The sequence below is a fragment of the Trichocoleus desertorum AS-A10 genome, from assembly GCF_039962155.1.
Classification (GTDB): domain Bacteria; phylum Cyanobacteriota; class Cyanobacteriia; order FACHB-46; family FACHB-46; genus Trichocoleus.
The window spans coordinates 12,312-30,120 of sequence record NZ_JAMPKN010000042.1 but is presented as its reverse complement, the minus strand read 5'-3'; the positions used below and the strand labels follow the sequence as shown (position 1 = coordinate 30,120).

Genomic DNA, 17,809 nt, shown 5'->3' with positions numbered 1-17,809 from the left:
CAGATTGGGCGATCGCTCCAAGAATTTGATGACCATCTCGCCACCCTAAGATTACTGCTCGCGGTCGGATTGCCGCTTTCGATGCTGATGGTGGGCGGTGCCAGTTGGTGGCTTGCAGGACTGGCGATGCAGCCTGTTTTTCGCTCCTACGCCCAAATGCAACAGTTCACAGCCGATGCCGCCCATGAATTACGCACCCCGATCGCGGCTATCCGCGCCACAGTAGAAGCAGTTGAAAATACTGATTCTCTCTCCCCTGAGGATGTGCAGGAAACTTTAGGCGCGATCGCCCGCCAAAACTATCGCTTGGCTGCACTAGTTCAAGATTTGCTGCTACTCTCACGCATGGATCAAAAAAAGGTGGTGGAGAAACGCCAGCGCTGCTGTCTGAATGACTTAATCAGCGATCTAGTAGAAAGTCTATCCGTACTTGAGATTGCCGCTCCGATTCACCTCGCAGCCCAAATCCGAGTCAAAGCATCGCTTTATGTCCTAGGAGATGAGAACCAACTAAGCCGTCTGCTCTCTAATCTAATCGTCAACGCGCTGCAATATACGCCCAGCGGTGGCAGCGTCACAGTAACTCTAGAACAAACCGATGCCCATGCCCTGATTCAGATTCAAGACACTGGAATTGGTATTGCCCCAGCCGAGCAATCTCGCATCTTTGAGCGCTTCTATCGGGTCAGTAGCGATCGCTCTCGTCAAACGGGAGGCACTGGCTTAGGGTTAGCGATCGCTAAGGCCATTGTTGAGGCCCAGCAAGGTAGATTGAAGGTACAAAGCGAGCTAGGTAAAGGCAGTACATTCACAATTTGCCTGCCTTTAAAGTAATTTCACGCCCGATAGCAAACAACTCTGCCCCGTAAAGCGCGATCGCTCATCCTGGCAAAGACAATGTGCTGAAAACAGGGCCTGCGATCGCTCGTGGTGTTTTTGGGTTTGTATTTCACGCATTCTACCCGTGCGTTTGATGGATAGAATGCGCAGATAAGAGAGGGCGATCAGGGGCTAAGTAGTAGATGTGGTGAACAACCTTTAGCAAATCGCTTTAAAGATCCAACAGGATAGTCAATCTTTGCATTATCTGCATTTTACTCCGTTTCATTATGAGTCAGCAATAATCTCATCTCTTTGAATCGGTTGAAAATTTCAAGAAATATCTTCATTAATTACCATAAACTCTGAAGGAGGCGCTAGTTACTTACATAAGTTATTCTTGCAGCGAATACACATTTCACGCCCTGCCTTTTCGGCTTGGTAAATAGATTCATAAAAGTCAATATTTTCTCTGTCTTCCAGCTTTTCAACTCTAGGATAGCCATGTCCACAACCGTTAGGAACATGAAATTTAGGTTTAGAGCCTGATTTCTCTTTGAGGGCTCTAACGGGAGGATATGTGGAATCAATCTCAGCTATTCCGGGAGACTCTAACTCAGAAAAATGTAAATTTCGAGTTTGAATATGAATCCAGTTTGTCAGCCTCCAAACATTATATAAAGATTGAGTTTTTGGTAATTGAGAAGTCCTATTTTCTAAAAATTCGATAAGCTCTTGAACTTGCAGTTCGGAAGCATTTTCTATATGTATGTAGCGTTGAACTATTTCATTTAATATTTTCTCTACTTGGTTATGCTTCTTTGATCTCCTTAGTAGGAAGGACAATCTACTTATAAGTTTTTGAAAATAATCTAAGTTCCTCAGGTAAACTTGCTTAAGAGGTTTGAGGCGAGAAGCGATAGCAACTCTTTCTTCCTCTAATTCTCTAATCTTCCAGAAAACATCATCAAAATCCTCACTACCCTCTTGTAAATTCTCAGCCAAACGAGCCAATAACCAATACTGGGAATCTAGCTTATTTAGTTCTTGTGCCCCAGCTTTGTCATTCGTACATTTAATAGAATCTAAAGAAGGCAGAACTGCAATACTACGTCTAATCCCTTCCCACATGCGCCCAGAGGTTATTTCCAGGAAGTTACTAGGAGTTTTAATATGACTCCAAAAGCCTCTAAATGTATAATTTACTAGTGAGCTTGCAAGAGACTTGGGAAATGCTTGATTTATGAATAAGCCCATGAAGCTCCAAGCAACAAAAACAGAAAACAAAAAGAAAACCGTTTTCAGATAGTTGCAAAGCCGATTTCTCCAGGACTTAAAAGCCAAATTTTCAGGAAGTTCAACTTCTGTATCTGGAGGTAGATATACGCTAACTCCAAAATTTCTATTGTCTTGATATTGAGAGTTGTTATTTCCATTAATAGCTTGCTGCCCCCCACCTAAACTTCCGCTGGAGTTTTGCTGAATTGTGGGTTGAGGAGCTTCACTTGGTTGTTCAGAGTCTGAAGGAGACTGGCTCATTTATTAAATTAGGGCAGAATCGTCCATAAAGACCCTGCTGCTGTGCCTAGCCAACCTGCTACCTTGACTACTAAAGGAACAACTTTCTCAAAAATCCGCTTACTAGTGTCCACCGTTTTATCTACTTCTTCGATGGTCTTTGTAACTCTCTCCAAATGCTTGGAAATAAGCTGTTTGTCAGGCTCCTCCTCCTCTACCTCCACGTTGGCAGCCTCTACATGTTTCGTAGCTTTTTCCTTTACTGCTCCAGGCAGGTCAGAGTTACTGATCAGCTGCTTGATTTGTGCAAGAAGCTCAACTACCTCAGCTTGAGTAGGTACATTGAGAGCAGGAGATCTCTCATTACTCATCGTCTGCTTGTTGTAGTTTCCGATCGCTGCTTGCATACCTCCAGACATGGAGCCTGAGTTAGATTGGGAGATGCCCCCAGGGTTATTAGACACGAAATTGACCCCTCAGCGTGTAGCCAGAAAGTAAACACCACGAATCTGTCACTACCATATCCTCATAATCCTAGATACGTCCATACCTTTCAATCAGCAGTAGTCTCTACGTACGACATCTGCGAGTGTGACTGGGAAACAAGGCGATCCCTTTCCATCTCGAAAGCTTACTTCTAGCGTCTACAAGAGAGCACAAACCGAGTGCAATCGCCCTTAAAATCTACCCGTCAAACTCCGAACTTGGAACTGCAACCTTGCTACTCCAAAATTAAAGCTCAGCCCTAGAATGCCGAGTAATTTGCTCTAATTTCTAATGCAAGACCGACCCCAGTTCTGATTCCTACTAAGAGGCTGATGTTCGTATCAACAATCGCATACCTTACTTATGAGTTTTCCCGATTGAATGGCATCATCCTCTCTTGTAAATCACAAGGCCCAAGCCACCAAAAGCACTTGCATGAGCAACCCTGTCAGGTTCAAACTCAACCAGCTTAAAAACTCCCATCACACTTTGTCCCAGAGCTAAATTTTCCACACTAGAACTAGGTGTTCTGGGCTAGGGCGATCGGGTATCGACTCACGAAGGTCAAGAAACATCCGTTCCAGGCAATCCAGCCAATGGTTAGTCCTCAATCCAGTTTTTTTAGAGTCAGCGAATTACAGATGCATATGTAGTTTCAAAATTAGTAACCATCCCTAACCGAGCGCTAAGTTTGCCTAGCTTAGAGAAACGTGATGCCCCTGGCTTGAGGAGAATACTCAAAATGGTGAAACTTCCCGCGATCGCCCTCTTGGTCGGATTACTAACCGCTAGCTCCGTGGCAGTAGGCATAGGCATTCCTCAGCCGAAGCAGTCACCCACACCGAAAACCGCTCAGTGCCAAACTCTCACAGGCTTCTCTGAAAGCCCGATCCAGACCTTACCCCCACCTTTCGAGAATGGCTGTGTCATTTCTACCCCATTGCGAGCTAATAACCCTGGAACGGTTGTCTATGTGTTGAAGACAGGGATGCGATCGCCCGTGGTTCAGTCGAGTCGGGGTGATTTAACCGTGCAGCAAACAGAAACACTGGATCGTTTAGTCGATCGCGGAGAAGCTGTGCGGATTACCTGGTTTAGCCCTGCAACCCTGGGTTCTCAACAGTTCGTAGAAGCGCTTCCCGCAGAAACGATCTTTCTAGCCTGGAACGATCTTTGCACTAAGTTTTCCGCCCAGAAAGTCGGTTGTGTGGAATCGGGTCTGTTTCGTCCTAGCGCGCTAGCGGAAATTTTGATCAAAAATAGAGAACGGGCTGCAATCCAGCCTTAAACGTTCTAGGCAAAGCTGAGTCATGCTGCAAATCACTAATACCGTGAGTATCCCTGAGCAAGAGATCGAGATGAGTGCGGTTCGTTCTCAGGGGGCAGGTGGGCAAAACGTCAACAAGGTGGCGACTGCCATTCACTTGCGCTTTGATATCCTGGCTTCTTCATTACCCGATCGCTACAAAGAGCGGCTATTGCAACTAAATGACCAGCGGCTCACCAAAGATGGGGTCATCGTAATCAAAGCTCAGGAGCATCGCAGTCAAGAGCAAAATCGAGAGGAAGCTCTAGAACGGCTGCAAGCTCTGATTAAAAGCGCGATCGCTCTTCCCAAACCCCGAAAACCCAGCAAACCTACCCGGAGTTCTCAACGCAAGCGATTGGATAGTAAAACCAAGCGATCGCAGATTAAAACCACGAGAGGAAAAATCATCAACGAGGATATGAGTTAAAGCTATCGTGACTACTCAGAATTAAGTTTTCGTGACGATTGAAGGGGCGTGAGTAAGGATAAGATAGGGTCTAAAATATTCAAGCCTAATAGAGGCAAAATCTGGTGAGCCGATCTAAGCCTAACAAGACAGTCAGCCGAGCGGAGATTCGTGCAGTTACCGACAAGGGGAACGTGCGGTCATTGCCTTAGTTGAAGGGTTACTGGAGCGGATAGGACAATTGGAAGCACGGATCGAAGCCTGAAAAAATCTATGAACACCCCAGGAAACCCAGCCACACCAGCCCAACTCCACTCCGCGATCGCAGAACTGCAACAGGAAGTCCAACGTCTTCAGCAGGATCAGCAAGCTAGAGAAGCAGCGTACTCCAAGCTAAAAAGTGAGTATAAGCAGCTTGAAGCTCAATTACATCTAGCGAACCAGCAAGGCCATATTGTGGGTGAGATTGCTCTACGGATTCGGCAATCTCTCGATTTAGAGCAAATTCTCAATACGACAGTTGTAGAAGTACAGCAGTTTCTAGAAGCCGATCGCGTTTGTCTTTGCTTTATCACGGACGATTGGCAAACAAAGATAGTGGCAGAATCGGTTCTCCCTGACTGGCACTCTCTTTTAGGCACAACGATTACTGATGTCACGTTTAGCCAAGAAATGCTGGCAAGGTTTGAGGTAGGAATTCTGGCGATCAGTGATATATCTGAACTGGGACTTTCTGATAGCGCCAGTCAGCTTTTGTTAGAACGATGCCAGATCAAAGCTTCTTTAGGCGTGCCGATCAAGCTAGAACAACCGTTTCAAGCTACCCCTCTACCCGCATCTAGCACCCGCTCATCGAGTACCTATGATGGCGATCGCGGCTTCTGGATCCTCATGGCTGACCAGTGTTCGGAAACTCGTGAGTGGCAACCGTTTGAGATTGAGCTGCTAGAACAACTGGGCAATCAGGTAGCGATCGCCATTCAGCAGGCGAAACTGTTTCAACAATTGGCAGCACTCAACGCGAATTTAGAGCAAGAAGTTGAGAGTCGGACCGCCGAGTTACGCTGCAGTAACGCTCTATTGAAAGCTCAACAAGAAGCTGCCCTCGATGGGATTTTGGTAGTTGATGAAAACCGCTCCATCGTTTCTTACAATCAGCGGTTCTGTCAGCTATGGCGAATTCCAGAGCTAGCGATGCAAAACCAGCATTCTGGTCAATTAATAGAACTCGTTATTGATAAAGTAGAACAGCCTGAGGTATTTCGAGCACAAATTGACTACCTCTACCAACATATAGAAGAAATCACTTACGATGAGATTTCACTGAGGGATGGGCGCATTTTAGAGCGCTATTCTATTGCAGCGCGATCGCCCCAAGGCCATTACTACGGCAGAGTCTTTTATTTCCGAGACATTAGCGAAGCGAAGCGCGAAGAAGTCGTTCGCAAGCAAACTGAAGCAGCACTACGAGAAAGTGAAGAGCGGCTCCGAACTCTGATTAATGCCACACCGGACATTATCTGCTTTAAGGATGGAGAAGGACGCTGGCTAGAATCTAATCAAGCTAACCTAGACTTCTTTGAACTGAAAGAACTGGAGTATAAAGGTAAAACAGATGCTGAGTTGGCTCAATTCAGTCACTCTTATGGAGACATCCTCAGTACTTGCCACCTGACCGACCAAGAAGCTTGGCAACTCCAAGCAATTCAGCGCATCGAGGAGATCTGTCTTCGCGCTGATGGCACAGTGAAGATTCTTGACCTTATTAAGGTGCCTTTATTTGATCCAGATGGGGAGCGCAAAGGCTTGGTGGTTTTAGGGCGAGACATCAGCGAACTGAAGCGAGCCGAAGCCGCCCTCCGAGCTAGCGAACTTCAGTATCGAGATTTAGTGCAGACAGCCAACTGCATCATCTTACGCTGGGATACCAATGGTGACATCCTGTTCATGAATGATTACGGCCAGCGTTTACTTGGCTTCGAGAGCCATGAGATCATCGGTCGTAATGTGGTTGGCACGATTGTTCCGGAGACCGAAACCTCTGGGCGCGACTTACAAGCGTTGATGGTAGATATTTGTCTGCACCCAGAAAACTATCTCCTGAATGAGAATGAAAACCTGTGCAAAAACGGCGATCGCGTCTGGATTGTTTGGGCCAATAAACCGATTCTAGATGAGCAGGGAAATTTAGTGGAAATTCTCTCGGTTGGCACCAATGCCACTGAGCGCAAGCGAATGGAAGCTGCTTTGGAGGAGAGCGAGTTTAAGTTTCGCACCATTGTCGAGAATGCTCATGACACTCTCTATGTGCTTAATGATGAAGGTACCTTTTCTTATCTTTCGCCCAACTTGCGTAACATCATGGGTTATGAACCCATCGAGCTAGAAGGGAAGTCCTTTACGCCTTTCATTTATCCTGATGATTTAGACCGATGTGTCAGCGCAGTTGGTCATGTCGCCGCAACAGGCGAGACACTTTCAGAAATCGAATATCGAGCTAAATGCAAAGATGGCACCTATTCCTGGCTAGTTACTAATCTAACCGCTTCAAAAGATACAAATGGTCGGTTAATCATTATTGGTGTAGCTCGTGACATTAATGAACGCAAACGGGTAGAAGAAGCACTTCAGCAGAGTGAACTAAAGTTCCGCAATATTGTGGAGAATGCCAACGACATTATCTTCTTGCATAATCTAGAGGGTGTGATTACTTATATCTCTCCTAACGTCACTGCTATTTTGGGTTATAGCGTCTCAGAGATGGAAGGCCGCTCGTTTGCTGAACTTGTCCATCTTGAAGATCTTCATGTACCTTTGGCCTCGACGCGCAGAGCTGCCGAATTTCGAGAAAAGCAGTCGGGCATAGAACTCAGAGCGCGTCATAAAGATGGTAGTTGGCGTTGGGTTAGCGCCAATATTTCTCCGATCGAAGATCCTAGTGGTCAGATCGCCATCCTTGGAATCGCTCATGATGTGACTGAGCGCAAGCAAGCGGAGGAAGCGCTACGCCAGAGTGAGATCAAGTACCGCAATATTTTTGAGAACTCTCAGGTGGGGATTGGTCGCGCTCGTTTAGAAGTGGGAGGCATTTTAGAGGCCAATCAACGATGTGCGGAAATGCTTGGATATGCTTCTGTCGCTGAGGTAATTGGTACGCCGCTCTCTCCAGAGTTTGTTTACGTTAATCCGGATGATAGCCAGCGTATTGCAGACATTGTTCAGCAATATGGAGAAGTAAAAAACTTTGAACTTGAATTGCGTCAGCGTAGTGGAACCATAATCTGGGTTCTACTATCCTTCCGTCTGAACCCAGCAGAAAACCATCTCGATTTTGTCATGGAGGATATCACCGATCGCAAACAACGAGAAGAAGCGCTGCGCTTGATTGTGGAAGGAACGGCAGCCAAAACAGGAGATGAATTCTTTCAGTCTTGTGTGCGCTACCTAGCGGAGGTGCTGCAAGTCCGTTACGCCTTTGTCAGTCGCTTCATCAACGCGACTAAAACCAAAGCCTGTACTTTGGCAGTGTGGGGAGACAGCAAAATTGGCGAGAACTTCGAGTACAACACAGAGAATTTGCCCTGCGGCCAGGTGATTAAAGGCCAAGTTTGCTATTACTCGGAAGACTTGCCAACCCTTTTCCCCAGCATTTCCGACTTCACCGCGATCGCAGTTGAGAGCTACTTAGGGATTCCGTTAGTCGATGCAGCAGGAGATATCCTGGGCATTTTGGGGGTGATGGATGTGAAACCAATGTCACCCGATGCAGGACGAGAGCTAATCATGCGGATTTTTGCAGCTCGTGCAGGTGCAGAGCTAGAACGCAAGCAAGCCGATGAGGCCGTGCAGTATCGAGCCCAAGTAGAAAGCTTACTCAGCAGCATTTCTCGGCAGTTTATTGACCAAGACTTAGAGACAGCCGTTGACTTCAGCTTGCAGGCGATCGCGCAATTTTTTGGAGCGGAGCGGAGCTGCATTTTTGAGTACTCTCCAGATCAAGCGATCGCCCAGATTGTCCATGAGTGGTGTTCGCCTGGAGTTTTGCCCTTAACGCTTGAGGTCAGAGAAAATCCGGTAGAAATGTTTCTGCGTTTCCATCGTCTGATCTTGAGCGGCAATGTAGTTCACATTCCCAATCTGGCTCAGCTCTCACCAGAAATGCCAGAGAGGCGTTTGTTTGAGCATGAGTCTGTGCAGTCGCTGGTGGCAGTTCCTATGTCTCACGCCGATAAAGTCGTGGGTTTTCTAGGGATGGATGTGGTTCATAGCCCTAAAACTTGGAGCCAAGAGGAATTGAGCCTCCTGAAATTGGTAGGCGAGCTGATTGCCATTGGGCGGGCGCGACATCAAGCCGAGGAAGCGCTACGCATTGCCAAAGAAGCTGCGGAAGCTGCCAACCGCTCCAAGAGCATCTTTTTAGCTAATATGAGCCATGAGTTGCGAACGCCCCTGAACGCCATCCTCGGCTTTACTCAATTGATGGAGCGTGACCCTGCCCTAACAGATCAGCAAGAAGAATCCCTAGAAATCATTAATCGTAGTGGAGAACATTTGCTCAACCTGATTAATGATGTCCTAGAAATGTCCAAAATTGAAGCGGGACGGATGACTTTGCATCCTACAGCCTTCAACTTGCATCAGCTACTCTACACGCTTCAGGAGATGTTTCAAATCCGAGCCGAAGCGAAGCAACTGTCTCTGCAATTTGAACTTGCACCTGATTTGCCTCCCTACGTCTTGATAGATGAAGGCAAACTCCGCCAAGTTTTGATCAATCTTTTAAGTAATGCCGTGAAGTTCACAGACAGGGGTGAGGTACGGCTACGAGCCAGCCTTCAGACCGAAAATCGAGCTGCGGGAGTTAGCTATCACCTCTGTGTAGCCGTTGAAGACACCGGAAGTGGCATCGCGCCGGAAGAGATAGACAGCCTGTTTCAACCCTTTGTCCAAACCACTAGTGGAACTCAAGCCAGGGAAGGCACTGGACTGGGGTTAACAATTAGCCGCCAATTTGTGCAGTTGATGGGGGGTGAACTGACGGTCAGCAGCACCATTGCGCAGGGGTCAAGCTTCCAGTTTTGGGTGCCGCTTACCCTGGCCGCTTTACCTGTAGAATCAGCTCAAGCGACTGCTAGAGGCCGAGTCCTCCGGTTAGCTCCCAACCAACCAACTTATCGAGTTCTAGTCGTAGACGATCGCCCAGAGAACTGCAAATTCATTGAGCAACTTCTACAAATGGTGGGTTTTGAGACGGCTCTAGCGACCAATGGACAAGAAGCGATCGCCCAATGGCAAAGCTGGCAACCCCACCTAATTTGGATGGATATGCGGATGCCTGTGATGGATGGCTATGAAGCCACTCGCCAAATTCGCCGCTTAGAAGCCACTGCTCCCGCTAGAGCCAGAACCGTGATCATCGCCTTAACCGCCAGCGCCTTTGAAGAACAACGAGCCACAATTTTGGCTTCAGGCTGTGATGATCTCGTCCGCAAGCCATTCCGAGAACAAGTAATTTTTGACAAAATCGCTGCCTATTTAGGAGCCGAGTATCTCTATGAACCCGCAAAAACCGATGCAGAGTTGGCAAAACGCTTTGCCGCGATCGGGGCTCGATCTAACAGCAGCCCGCTACCTCGAATTCAAAACGTCAAATGTGAGGATTTGAGGATAATGCCGCTGGCCTGGATTGCCGAACTACACGCAGCCGCAACTAGAGTCAATGCCAATTTAGTGCTACAACTGCTGGAACAGATTCCAGAAAACCATAGCCGATTAGCTAACAGCTTGAAAGATCTCGTCAAGCACTATCGCTTCGACATCTTGGTGGAGTTAACTGAATCTTTGATTAGCTAGAGACTGGGTGCAATTCACTGTAAGATTTTCAGCATCTCTTACTTGATCAAGCTAAATCGCTGAATGCATGCAACCTGATGCTTCTCGAGGAAATATCCTCATCGTGGATGATACACCAGACAACCTGCGCCTTTTATCCACCATGCTAACGGGGCAGGGATATGAGGTCCGCAGTGTGATTAATGGGGCGATGGCGTTAATGGGAGTCGGCGCGGAACCACCCGATCTGATTTTGCTAGACATTAACATGCCCCAAATGAACGGCTATGAGGTCTGCCAACAACTCAAAGCGGATGACCAAAGTCGTGACATTCCAGTGATCTTTATTAGTGCCCTAGAAGACGTTTTAGATAAGGTAAAAGCCTTTGCTGTGGGCGGGGTGGACTATATTGTCAAACCGTTCCAAATTGAAGAAGTGCTAGCTCGGATTGAAACTCACCTCACCGTCCGTCGATTACAACAGCAACTCCAAACTCAGAATCTGCAATTGCAGCAAAAAATGGTGGAATTGCAAGAACTGAATCAACTCAAAGAAGAGTTTTTGCACGCCATTTCCCATGATCTCCGCACACCCATCGTGGGCACCTTGTTAGTCCTAGAAAATTTGCAGCAAAAAGCTCAGAAGCAAGCTGAAGCAACAGTTTCTATTCCTCAGTCTGTTGTGCAGCGCATGATCCAAAGTAGCGATCGCCAACTAAGCCTGCTCAACCTGCTTCTAGACGCTCATTTTAGTGCAGCGGGTAGTCTGGTGCTACAACCAGAGCCGATTAACTTGCATTCATTCGTGCGGGAGCTAGCTGAAGACTTAGAGCCATTGCTAGCCAAGAATGGGGCCACCCTGACTAATCGGATTGCGCCAGAGCTACTTTCTGCCGCCGCTGATCCTTTGCAACTCAGACGGGTGTTTGAAAACCTCCTCACCAACGCCCTCAACCACAATCCAGCAGGGCTGAGTTTAACGGTTAATGCCACCCTCTCGGGTGCAACCCAGCCTGACGCCAGCAGGGACATGAGTGAGTCGAGTCTGACCTCCGACGCGGAGGCAGCCATCACTCCAGAAGCTAAGTTAGATATGATTTACTGCACCGTTCAGGATAACGGGATCGGAATCAACCAAGCGCAACGCGATCGCCTATTTGAGCGCTATGTCCGGGGCGATCGGACCCGTTCAATCGGGATTGGCTTAGGACTTTACTTATGCCGCCAAATTATCCAAGCACATGGCGGAGAAATTGGGGTTACTAGCGTTCCTAGGGCAGGAACAACCTTCTGGTTCACATTACCGCTAGCCGCTCAATAGCAGTCCACCCATTAGTTCTGTAGAGTCTCAGCTTAGTCTTTGTGGCAAATTTTAGCTCGCTTCAAATCCGCCTCAAAGTCTCTATAAATTTTTTTGCCAACGCCTCTTGACTCTCCAGTGGGCTGGAGGATGCAGGATAGAGTCAGATCAACTAACGAGGATTTGACCTATGACACTGCAACTGAAAGTTCCCAATATGGCTTGCTCTGCTTGTAGCGAGGCGATCGCGAAGGCTGTAAAAGCAATTGATCCTACCGCTACGGTCCAGGCAGATCCCAAAACCAAATTTGTTGACATTGAGACTCAGGCGGCAGAAGCAGCGATCCGAACTGCCATCACAACGGCTGGCTACACTATCTCAGCTTAGGGCAGGAGGAGCCGCTATGGAGAACACCACACTCAAATTGCGGGGCATGAGTTGTGCTGCCTGCGCTAACAACATTGAAGATGCCATTCGCTCTGTACCGGGAGTTGAGGCTTGCAACGTCAACTTTGGGATCGAGCAAGTCAGCATCACCTATGACCTCAAAAAAACCGATGTAGCAGCAATTCAGGAGGCTGTCGCTGCTGCGGGCTATGCGGCACAACCTCTGTCCGAGGATGTCTTCGAGCCAGATGATGCCGAACGCCGAGAGCGTCAGGCAGAAAACCGCAAGCTAACTCGCAAAGTCACAGTCAGCGGCATTATTAGCGCCATCTTAGTCATCGGCTCCTTGCCTGCGATGACAGGGTTGCAGATTCCATTCATCCCCATGTGGCTGCACCATCCTTGGCTCCAGTTGGTGCTGACTGCTCCGGTAATGTTTTGGGCAGGCAATTCATTTTTCATCAATGCTTGGAAGGCGGTGAAGCGGCACACCGCCACAATGGATACGCTAGTAGCCGTGGGAACGGGGACTGCTTACCTCTACTCTCTGTTGCCTACCTTGGTGCCGCAGTGGTTTATTGCTCAAGGGCTGAAGCCAGATGTGTACTTTGAAGCGGCGGCTGTGATCATCGCGTTGCTTCTGTTAGGGCGCTTACTAGAAAATCGCGCTCGGGGGCAAACCTCTGAGGCAATCCGGAAGCTGATGGGCCTGCAAGCAAAAACCGCTCGGGTGATCCGAGGCGATCGCGAAGTAGACATTCCCATTGCTGAAGTCAGAGTAGACGACATCATTCTGGTACGTCCTGGTGAAAACATTCCGGTGGATGGAGAAATTGTGGAAGGTGCTTCCACCATCGACGAGTCAATGGTCACAGGCGAAAGCGTGGCAGTCAGGAAGCAAGCGGGAGATGAAGTCATTGGGGCGACAATCAACAAAACAGGCAGCTTTAAGTTTCGAGCCACCAGAGTCGGTAAAGATACTTTTTTAGCCCAAATCGTAAAGCTGGTGCAGCAGGCTCAGGGGTCGAAAGCACCGATTCAGCGATTAGCCGACCAAGTGACTCGATGGTTTGTCCCAGCGGTCATTGCGATCGCTATCCTCACGTTCATTGTCTGGTTCAACATCATGGGCAACGTGACGATGGCGTTGATTACCACAGTGGGCGTGCTGATTATTGCCTGTCCTTGTGCGCTGGGTTTGGCAACTCCGACTTCAATCATGGTTGGCACAGGCAAAGGGGCAGAGAATGGCATCTTGATCAAAGGAGCAGAAAGTCTAGAACTAGCCCATAAGCTGCAAACGATTGTTCTGGATAAAACAGGCACGATTACGCAAGGCAAGCCAACTGTCACCGATTATGTGACGACGAAGGGGACAGCCAACCATAACGAGCTAAACCTGTTGCGTCTAGCCGCATCGATTGAACGCAACTCCGAACATCCTTTGGCAGAAGCTGTGGTGCAATATGCCCAGTCTCAAGGAGTTGAGTTGACACATCCACAGGAGTTTGAGGCAATCGCGGGGAGTGGGGTGCAAGGTTATGTCTCCAACCAATGGGTGCAGATTGGTACATACCGTTGGATGCGTGAGTTGGATATTGATACCAGCGCTATCCAGTCCCATTGGGACAGACTGGAATATCTAGGCAAAACCGTAATTTGGATAGCTGTGGACGGTAAAGCTGAGGGAATTATGGGGATCGCTGATGCTGTAAAACCTTCTTCAATCAATGCCATTCGGGCTTTGCAGAAGATGGGGTTGGAAGTGGTGATGCTGACAGGCGACAACCAACGCACCGCTAATGTGATCGCTCGTGAAGTGGGAATTCAGCGGATTTTTGCCGAAGTTCGCCCTGATCAAAAAGCGGCAACCGTAGCCACAATTCAGGCTGAAGGCAAAGTAGTAGCGATGGTAGGTGATGGGATTAACGATGCGCCTGCCCTAGCTCAAGCCGATGTAGGGATTGCCATTGGCACAGGAACCGATGTGGCGATCGCGGCGAGTGATATCACGCTGATCTCTGGGGACTTACAAGGCATTGTCACTGCCATCCAACTCAGTCGAGCCACGATTCGCAACATCAAGCAAAACCTGTTCTTTGCCTTCATCTATAACGTGGCGGGGATTCCGATCGCTGCTGGCATTCTCTACCCTGTCTTCGGCTGGCTCTTAAGCCCGATCATTGCGGGTGCGGCAATGGCATTTAGCTCGGTTTCAGTCGTAACTAATGCCCTGCGGTTGCGTCATTTCAGCCCTAAACACTTGGCGGGGTAGGAGGTTCTTCCGAGATGAACATTATTAACAAAACACCACTACTCGGTAATATCCTAGGTTGGGGATTGTTGTTGAGCATGACCTCTGGGCCAGTAGTGGCAGAGATAGCTTCTAGGCCAGTAGTAACGCAAGTAATGGGACAATCGAACCACGAAACGGGGCATGCAACCGAGCAAACAGGACAATTCCAACGGATTGAGCAACCCTTGTGGCTAAAAGGAGCAGTCACTGTGGGGGGTCTAGGATTAGTGGGTCTGGAGTTATGGTGGTTCTTGCTCAGTAAACCTAAATCTCGTCAAGCCACTACACAGGGGGAAGTTCAGGAAGTCACGATTACCGTGGATGGTGGCTATGAACCCAGCCAAATTGTGGTGCAAGCAGGGCAACCCGTACGCTTAAATTTCGATCGCCAAGACCCTAGCAGTTGTCTTGAAGAAGTCCGATTTCCTGACTTTCATATTGCCCAAGCTTTACTACTGCATCAAACCACCGCGATCGAGTTTACCCCAGACAAACCAGGCAGATATGAGTTCACCTGCGGCATGAATATGTTCCGAGGCGTGGTGGAAGTGCGAAAATCGAGCATCTAAGATCAAAGTAGTGGATTATAGGCAACTGGGAGATTAGACCCTGGGAGATTAGCCATGATAGCTCAAGAAGCAGGAAAACAAATTGGTTCGGTTGCTAAAGCTAGCGGTGTGCCAATTAAAACTATTCGGTATTACGAAGAGCTAGGACTGCTCAAAACCATCGGCAGAACTGAGGGAGGCTATCGCCTTTTTGATCCGGGAATCTTCACCCGCTTGAGCTTCATCAAACGGGCGCAGAAACTGGGATTGAGTTTGGCAGAGATTAAAGAGTTTCTCGATGTGCATGATCAAGGAGAATTACCTTGCGATCACGTCAAAGTCAAACTAGAAGACAAAGTGGCCGAAATTGACCAGCAAATCCAGCAATTGCAAGTTCTCAAGCTGGAGTTAGAAGGTTTACTCTCTGGCTGGGAAACCAGACCCGCCAACCCCGAAACCACGATTTGTCCAATCATCCAGGGTTATTAATCCGAGAAGGACAAAGGTCGCTGCTGTAACCAGTGCAGCCACGCAACCAGTTCCGCATCGGTCAACAGAGCTTGGCTAGCTTTGCCAAACAGTTGTTGCAGAGCAGTTTGGACTTGTGCCGCAGCCCAACCTAAACGCCGTCGGTGAACGCTAATTTGCGCTAGCACTTCAGACCAGTCTGCGAAATCATCTGTGGAACTATCTACGAAATTATCTGTGGAATTATCTGCGATCGCCTGTTGCTCCGGTTGCCTAAAAGGTGACAGTTGTCTATGTAGCCGTTCCTGAGTCGCTGGCAGCGATCGCCGAGCTTCAGCCATCAAGATTGGATCGCCAGAGGCTAGATACTGCTCCATTTTGCGCCTGTGAACGGTCTGATCAGCTTTTGAGTAGGGAACAGAGCCAGACATAGATTGAGACTCAGATTGAGGCTTCTGCTGGCTTCTCAGCCGCTCTTTAACCTCCAATAAAACTTGCTGGATGTAGCGAACTCCCTGCAAGCTGGGTTGCTCCAGTGAAGCATCAAGTAGGGGAGTCTCAGGCATTAACTGGCTAAGATTAGAATTACGACCCACAGCAGAGTCTTCAGAAGGCTGAAAATCCCTGGAGGGCTCGCCAGGAGGGAGATTACGGTCATTGCTAGCTAATAAGCTTGTAGAGCTATTGAGTGAGGATGCTGTTCCATAGCAATCCTCACTCGATACATCTAATGAAGTCGGGGGGTGCGGGGGGTTTTCCCCAAGGTGATCTGGATGCCAAAGGTCACGATGGCGGTAGAGAGTGCTGCCACCGATGCCATATTCTGTAAGTGCCTTAAAGCGGGCGGTAGTGTTGCTAGGCAACTGGCTTTGGTTCAGTAGGTCAGCGATCGCACTTCTAATGCGTTCTCTCGCCCGCTCTCGTTGCTGCTGATTCCAAGGCACAACTTCTGTAGTAGCTAGTTGCTCGGTAATGAGGTGATCAGCAGAACCAACTAAAGACTGTTTGCCTTGACCAAAATGAAAGTAGCGGCTGTTCTCTACACAAAGCGCCCATTCCTCAGCTCGTCTGGTAATTTCATGCTGATGTTGGCACCAATCGTGATAGCCCGGAAGCGATTTAGCAATTTGAACAATGTCATCCACTAAAGCCTTACCTTCTAAAGGCTGGGAAGCATAGAAAAGATGACCAAAGATATAGCTACGCAGAGCAATGCGGCCTAAAAGGTAGTTAGTTTGTCCTCGGCCTGTCCAGCCAGGTTCGATCTCTGCGTTCAGGTCATTGAGGAATTTATCAGCTTTCCCAGAGAGGTGATAGCGCTGACGATGAGCGATTTTAAGCGTCTGTTGCAGACTTTGAACATCAATATTGTTATGATGTTGTGCCGATCGCCACTGCTGCACAAAAGTGGTTTGGCAAGTGTAGATAGGCTCCCAGCTACGGTTTAGTAGATAGGAACCAGTTTGGAGGGGTAAACGATGGGCAGCATAAAGACTAGGCGTGCCATCACTGCTATAAAGCTTAGGATTGGGGAAAAGCTCTAGCTGACCCAGAGTTGGCTTAAAGCCTGCGTTCTCTAGGAGCGTTTGGAGGGCGATCGCAAGCTGCCAAGTTTTCTGAGGGTACTTAAAAGGAAAGTAGAGATGCAGCCCGCTACTATAACTAGAAGTACAAGCAAGATAGCTAACTAGTCCTAGAGGTTCCAGAGCAGCCAGCAAGCGAGCAATAGCCAGGGGGTCTTGATTAGGGTGGTAACGGCTGCCAATATCAATATCGAGTAAGCAGTACTGAGTCTCTGCACCAAACCGTACGCCATAGAGACAAGCAGCCTGCTGAATCAGCCGATCCGATAGCGGGTGGCGGCTCTCAGTTTGCCAAACCGGAGAAACTTGAAACTCTGGGTGATGGGCATAAATGTAATCGAAGCGGTGGGGGAAAAGTGCCAGAAATTCACTATCCCATTCACGTACCCCCTGAAAGCATAAGGAGTCTTGTACCTGCATATCAAAATTGCTCTGTTCCTAAGAAGAATTGGAATAGAGCACATATAACATGCGTTTTTTGGCGATCTGAGGTTTGTCAACACGTTTCCCTGGAGGGTGTCAACAAGGCCCAAGACCAATGCTGGAAAGGGTTTGCAAAAAAGATAAATCAGGAGATTCTAGAGTTAAAAAAATTTTTTGGTCAGGGGATTCTAGAGCTGAAGTCGCACCATTCTAGAGAGATTGTCAACACTGTCAACAAGAAAAGCGATCGCCCTCGCTCCGAAAACAGAAAGAAGTAGAAAGACCAAGTCGGGGGATTCTAGAGCACTTGTCAACATTGTCAACAACTCCTGAGAAAGCGAAGTCGGGGGATTCTAGAGCACTTGTCAACATTGTCAACAACTCTTTGAGTCCTAGATTTGCTTCAGTTAACCTCTAACAACCTTCAAGAGGG

General features: G+C 48.2%; 12 protein-coding genes. 9 read left to right on the top strand and 3 right to left on the bottom strand.

The features are described 5' to 3' along the window. Positions 1 to 834: two-component system sensor histidine kinase RppB (gene rppB, locus NDA01_RS26365; RefSeq protein WP_348230321.1), on the top strand; the 834-nt coding region annotated here is incomplete at its 5' end. A gap of 366 nt (positions 835 to 1,200) precedes the next feature. Here the strand turns inward: rppB and NDA01_RS26360 are convergent. Beyond that, positions 1,201 to 2,358, bottom strand: a complete 1,158-nt coding sequence (locus NDA01_RS26360; protein ID WP_348230320.1) for a hypothetical protein — start codon at positions 2,356 to 2,358, stop codon at positions 1,201 to 1,203. 8 nt (positions 2,359 to 2,366) lie between these two features. Continuing rightward, positions 2,367 to 2,744, bottom strand: a complete 378-nt coding sequence (locus tag NDA01_RS26355) for a hypothetical protein (protein WP_348230319.1) — start codon at positions 2,742 to 2,744, stop codon at positions 2,367 to 2,369. An 821-nt stretch (positions 2,745 to 3,565) separates the two neighbouring features. Between NDA01_RS26355 and NDA01_RS26350 the strand changes: the two genes are divergently transcribed. From NDA01_RS26350 to NDA01_RS26315, 8 genes are all read left to right on the top strand, one after another. Beyond that, entirely contained in the window at positions 3,566 to 4,111 is a 546-nt protein-coding gene (locus NDA01_RS26350; protein ID WP_348230318.1) for a hypothetical protein, read from the top strand. Between the two features lie 22 nt (positions 4,112 to 4,133). After that, complete coding sequence (gene arfB, locus NDA01_RS26345; protein WP_190553332.1) at positions 4,134 to 4,559, top strand: alternative ribosome rescue aminoacyl-tRNA hydrolase ArfB; 426 nt, start codon at positions 4,134 to 4,136, stop codon at positions 4,557 to 4,559. A 252-nt stretch (positions 4,560 to 4,811) separates the two neighbouring features. Then, positions 4,812 to 10,391 carry a PAS domain S-box protein gene (locus NDA01_RS26340; RefSeq protein ID WP_348230317.1) on the top strand — a complete coding sequence of 1,860 codons (5,580 nt, stop codon included), beginning with the start codon at positions 4,812 to 4,814 and terminating at the stop codon, positions 10,389 to 10,391. 67 nt (positions 10,392 to 10,458) lie between these two features. After that, positions 10,459 to 11,691: a hybrid sensor histidine kinase/response regulator gene (locus NDA01_RS26335; protein WP_348230316.1), complete on the top strand. Its 1,233-nt coding sequence runs from the start codon at positions 10,459 to 10,461 to the stop codon at positions 11,689 to 11,691. Between the two features lie 169 nt (positions 11,692 to 11,860). Next, positions 11,861 to 12,058 carry a heavy-metal-associated domain-containing protein gene (locus NDA01_RS26330; protein ID WP_348230315.1) on the top strand — a complete coding sequence of 66 codons (198 nt, stop codon included), beginning with the start codon at positions 11,861 to 11,863 and terminating at the stop codon, positions 12,056 to 12,058. 16 nt (positions 12,059 to 12,074) lie between these two features. Then, positions 12,075 to 14,333, top strand: a complete 2,259-nt coding sequence (locus NDA01_RS26325; protein ID WP_348230314.1) for a heavy metal translocating P-type ATPase — start codon at positions 12,075 to 12,077, stop codon at positions 14,331 to 14,333. Positions 14,334 to 14,347: 14 nt separating this feature from the next. Continuing rightward, entirely contained in the window at positions 14,348 to 14,923 is a 576-nt protein-coding gene (locus NDA01_RS26320) for a cupredoxin domain-containing protein (protein WP_431193534.1), read from the top strand. A gap of 54 nt (positions 14,924 to 14,977) precedes the next feature. Beyond that, on the top strand, positions 14,978 to 15,391 hold the full coding sequence (locus NDA01_RS26315; RefSeq protein WP_190442962.1) for a heavy metal-responsive transcriptional regulator: 414 nt from the start codon (positions 14,978 to 14,980) through the stop codon (positions 15,389 to 15,391). Here the strand turns inward: NDA01_RS26315 and NDA01_RS26310 are convergent. After that, positions 15,388 to 17,373 carry a hypothetical protein gene (locus tag NDA01_RS26310; protein WP_348230313.1) on the bottom strand — a complete coding sequence of 662 codons (1,986 nt, stop codon included), beginning with the start codon at positions 17,371 to 17,373 and terminating at the stop codon, positions 15,388 to 15,390. The two genes, NDA01_RS26315 and NDA01_RS26310, sit on opposite strands and share 4 nt — an antisense overlap. Positions 17,374 to 17,809 lie beyond the last annotated feature (436 nt).

Bases quoted from the DNA above. Each gene is read 5' to 3' on its own strand.
- NDA01_RS26360 (WP_348230320.1), bottom strand. From the start codon at position 2,358: ATGAGCCAGTCTCCTTCAGACTCTGAACAACCAAGTGAAGCTCCTCAA.
- NDA01_RS26355 (WP_348230319.1), bottom strand. From the start codon at position 2,744: ATGCAAGCAGCGATCGGAAACTACAACAAGCAGACGATGAGTAATGAG.
- NDA01_RS26350 (WP_348230318.1), top strand. From the start codon at position 3,566: ATGGTGAAACTTCCCGCGATCGCCCTCTTGGTCGGATTACTAACCGCT.
- arfB (WP_190553332.1), top strand. From the start codon at position 4,134: ATGCTGCAAATCACTAATACCGTGAGTATCCCTGAGCAAGAGATCGAG.
- NDA01_RS26340 (WP_348230317.1), top strand. From the start codon at position 4,812: ATGAACACCCCAGGAAACCCAGCCACACCAGCCCAACTCCACTCCGCG.
- NDA01_RS26335 (WP_348230316.1), top strand. From the start codon at position 10,459: ATGCAACCTGATGCTTCTCGAGGAAATATCCTCATCGTGGATGATACA.
- NDA01_RS26330 (WP_348230315.1), top strand. From the start codon at position 11,861: ATGACACTGCAACTGAAAGTTCCCAATATGGCTTGCTCTGCTTGTAGC.
- NDA01_RS26325 (WP_348230314.1), top strand. From the start codon at position 12,075: ATGGAGAACACCACACTCAAATTGCGGGGCATGAGTTGTGCTGCCTGC.
- NDA01_RS26320 (WP_431193534.1), top strand. From the start codon at position 14,348: ATGAACATTATTAACAAAACACCACTACTCGGTAATATCCTAGGTTGG.
- NDA01_RS26315 (WP_190442962.1), top strand. From the start codon at position 14,978: ATGATAGCTCAAGAAGCAGGAAAACAAATTGGTTCGGTTGCTAAAGCT.
- NDA01_RS26310 (WP_348230313.1), bottom strand. From the start codon at position 17,373: ATGCAGGTACAAGACTCCTTATGCTTTCAGGGGGTACGTGAATGGGAT.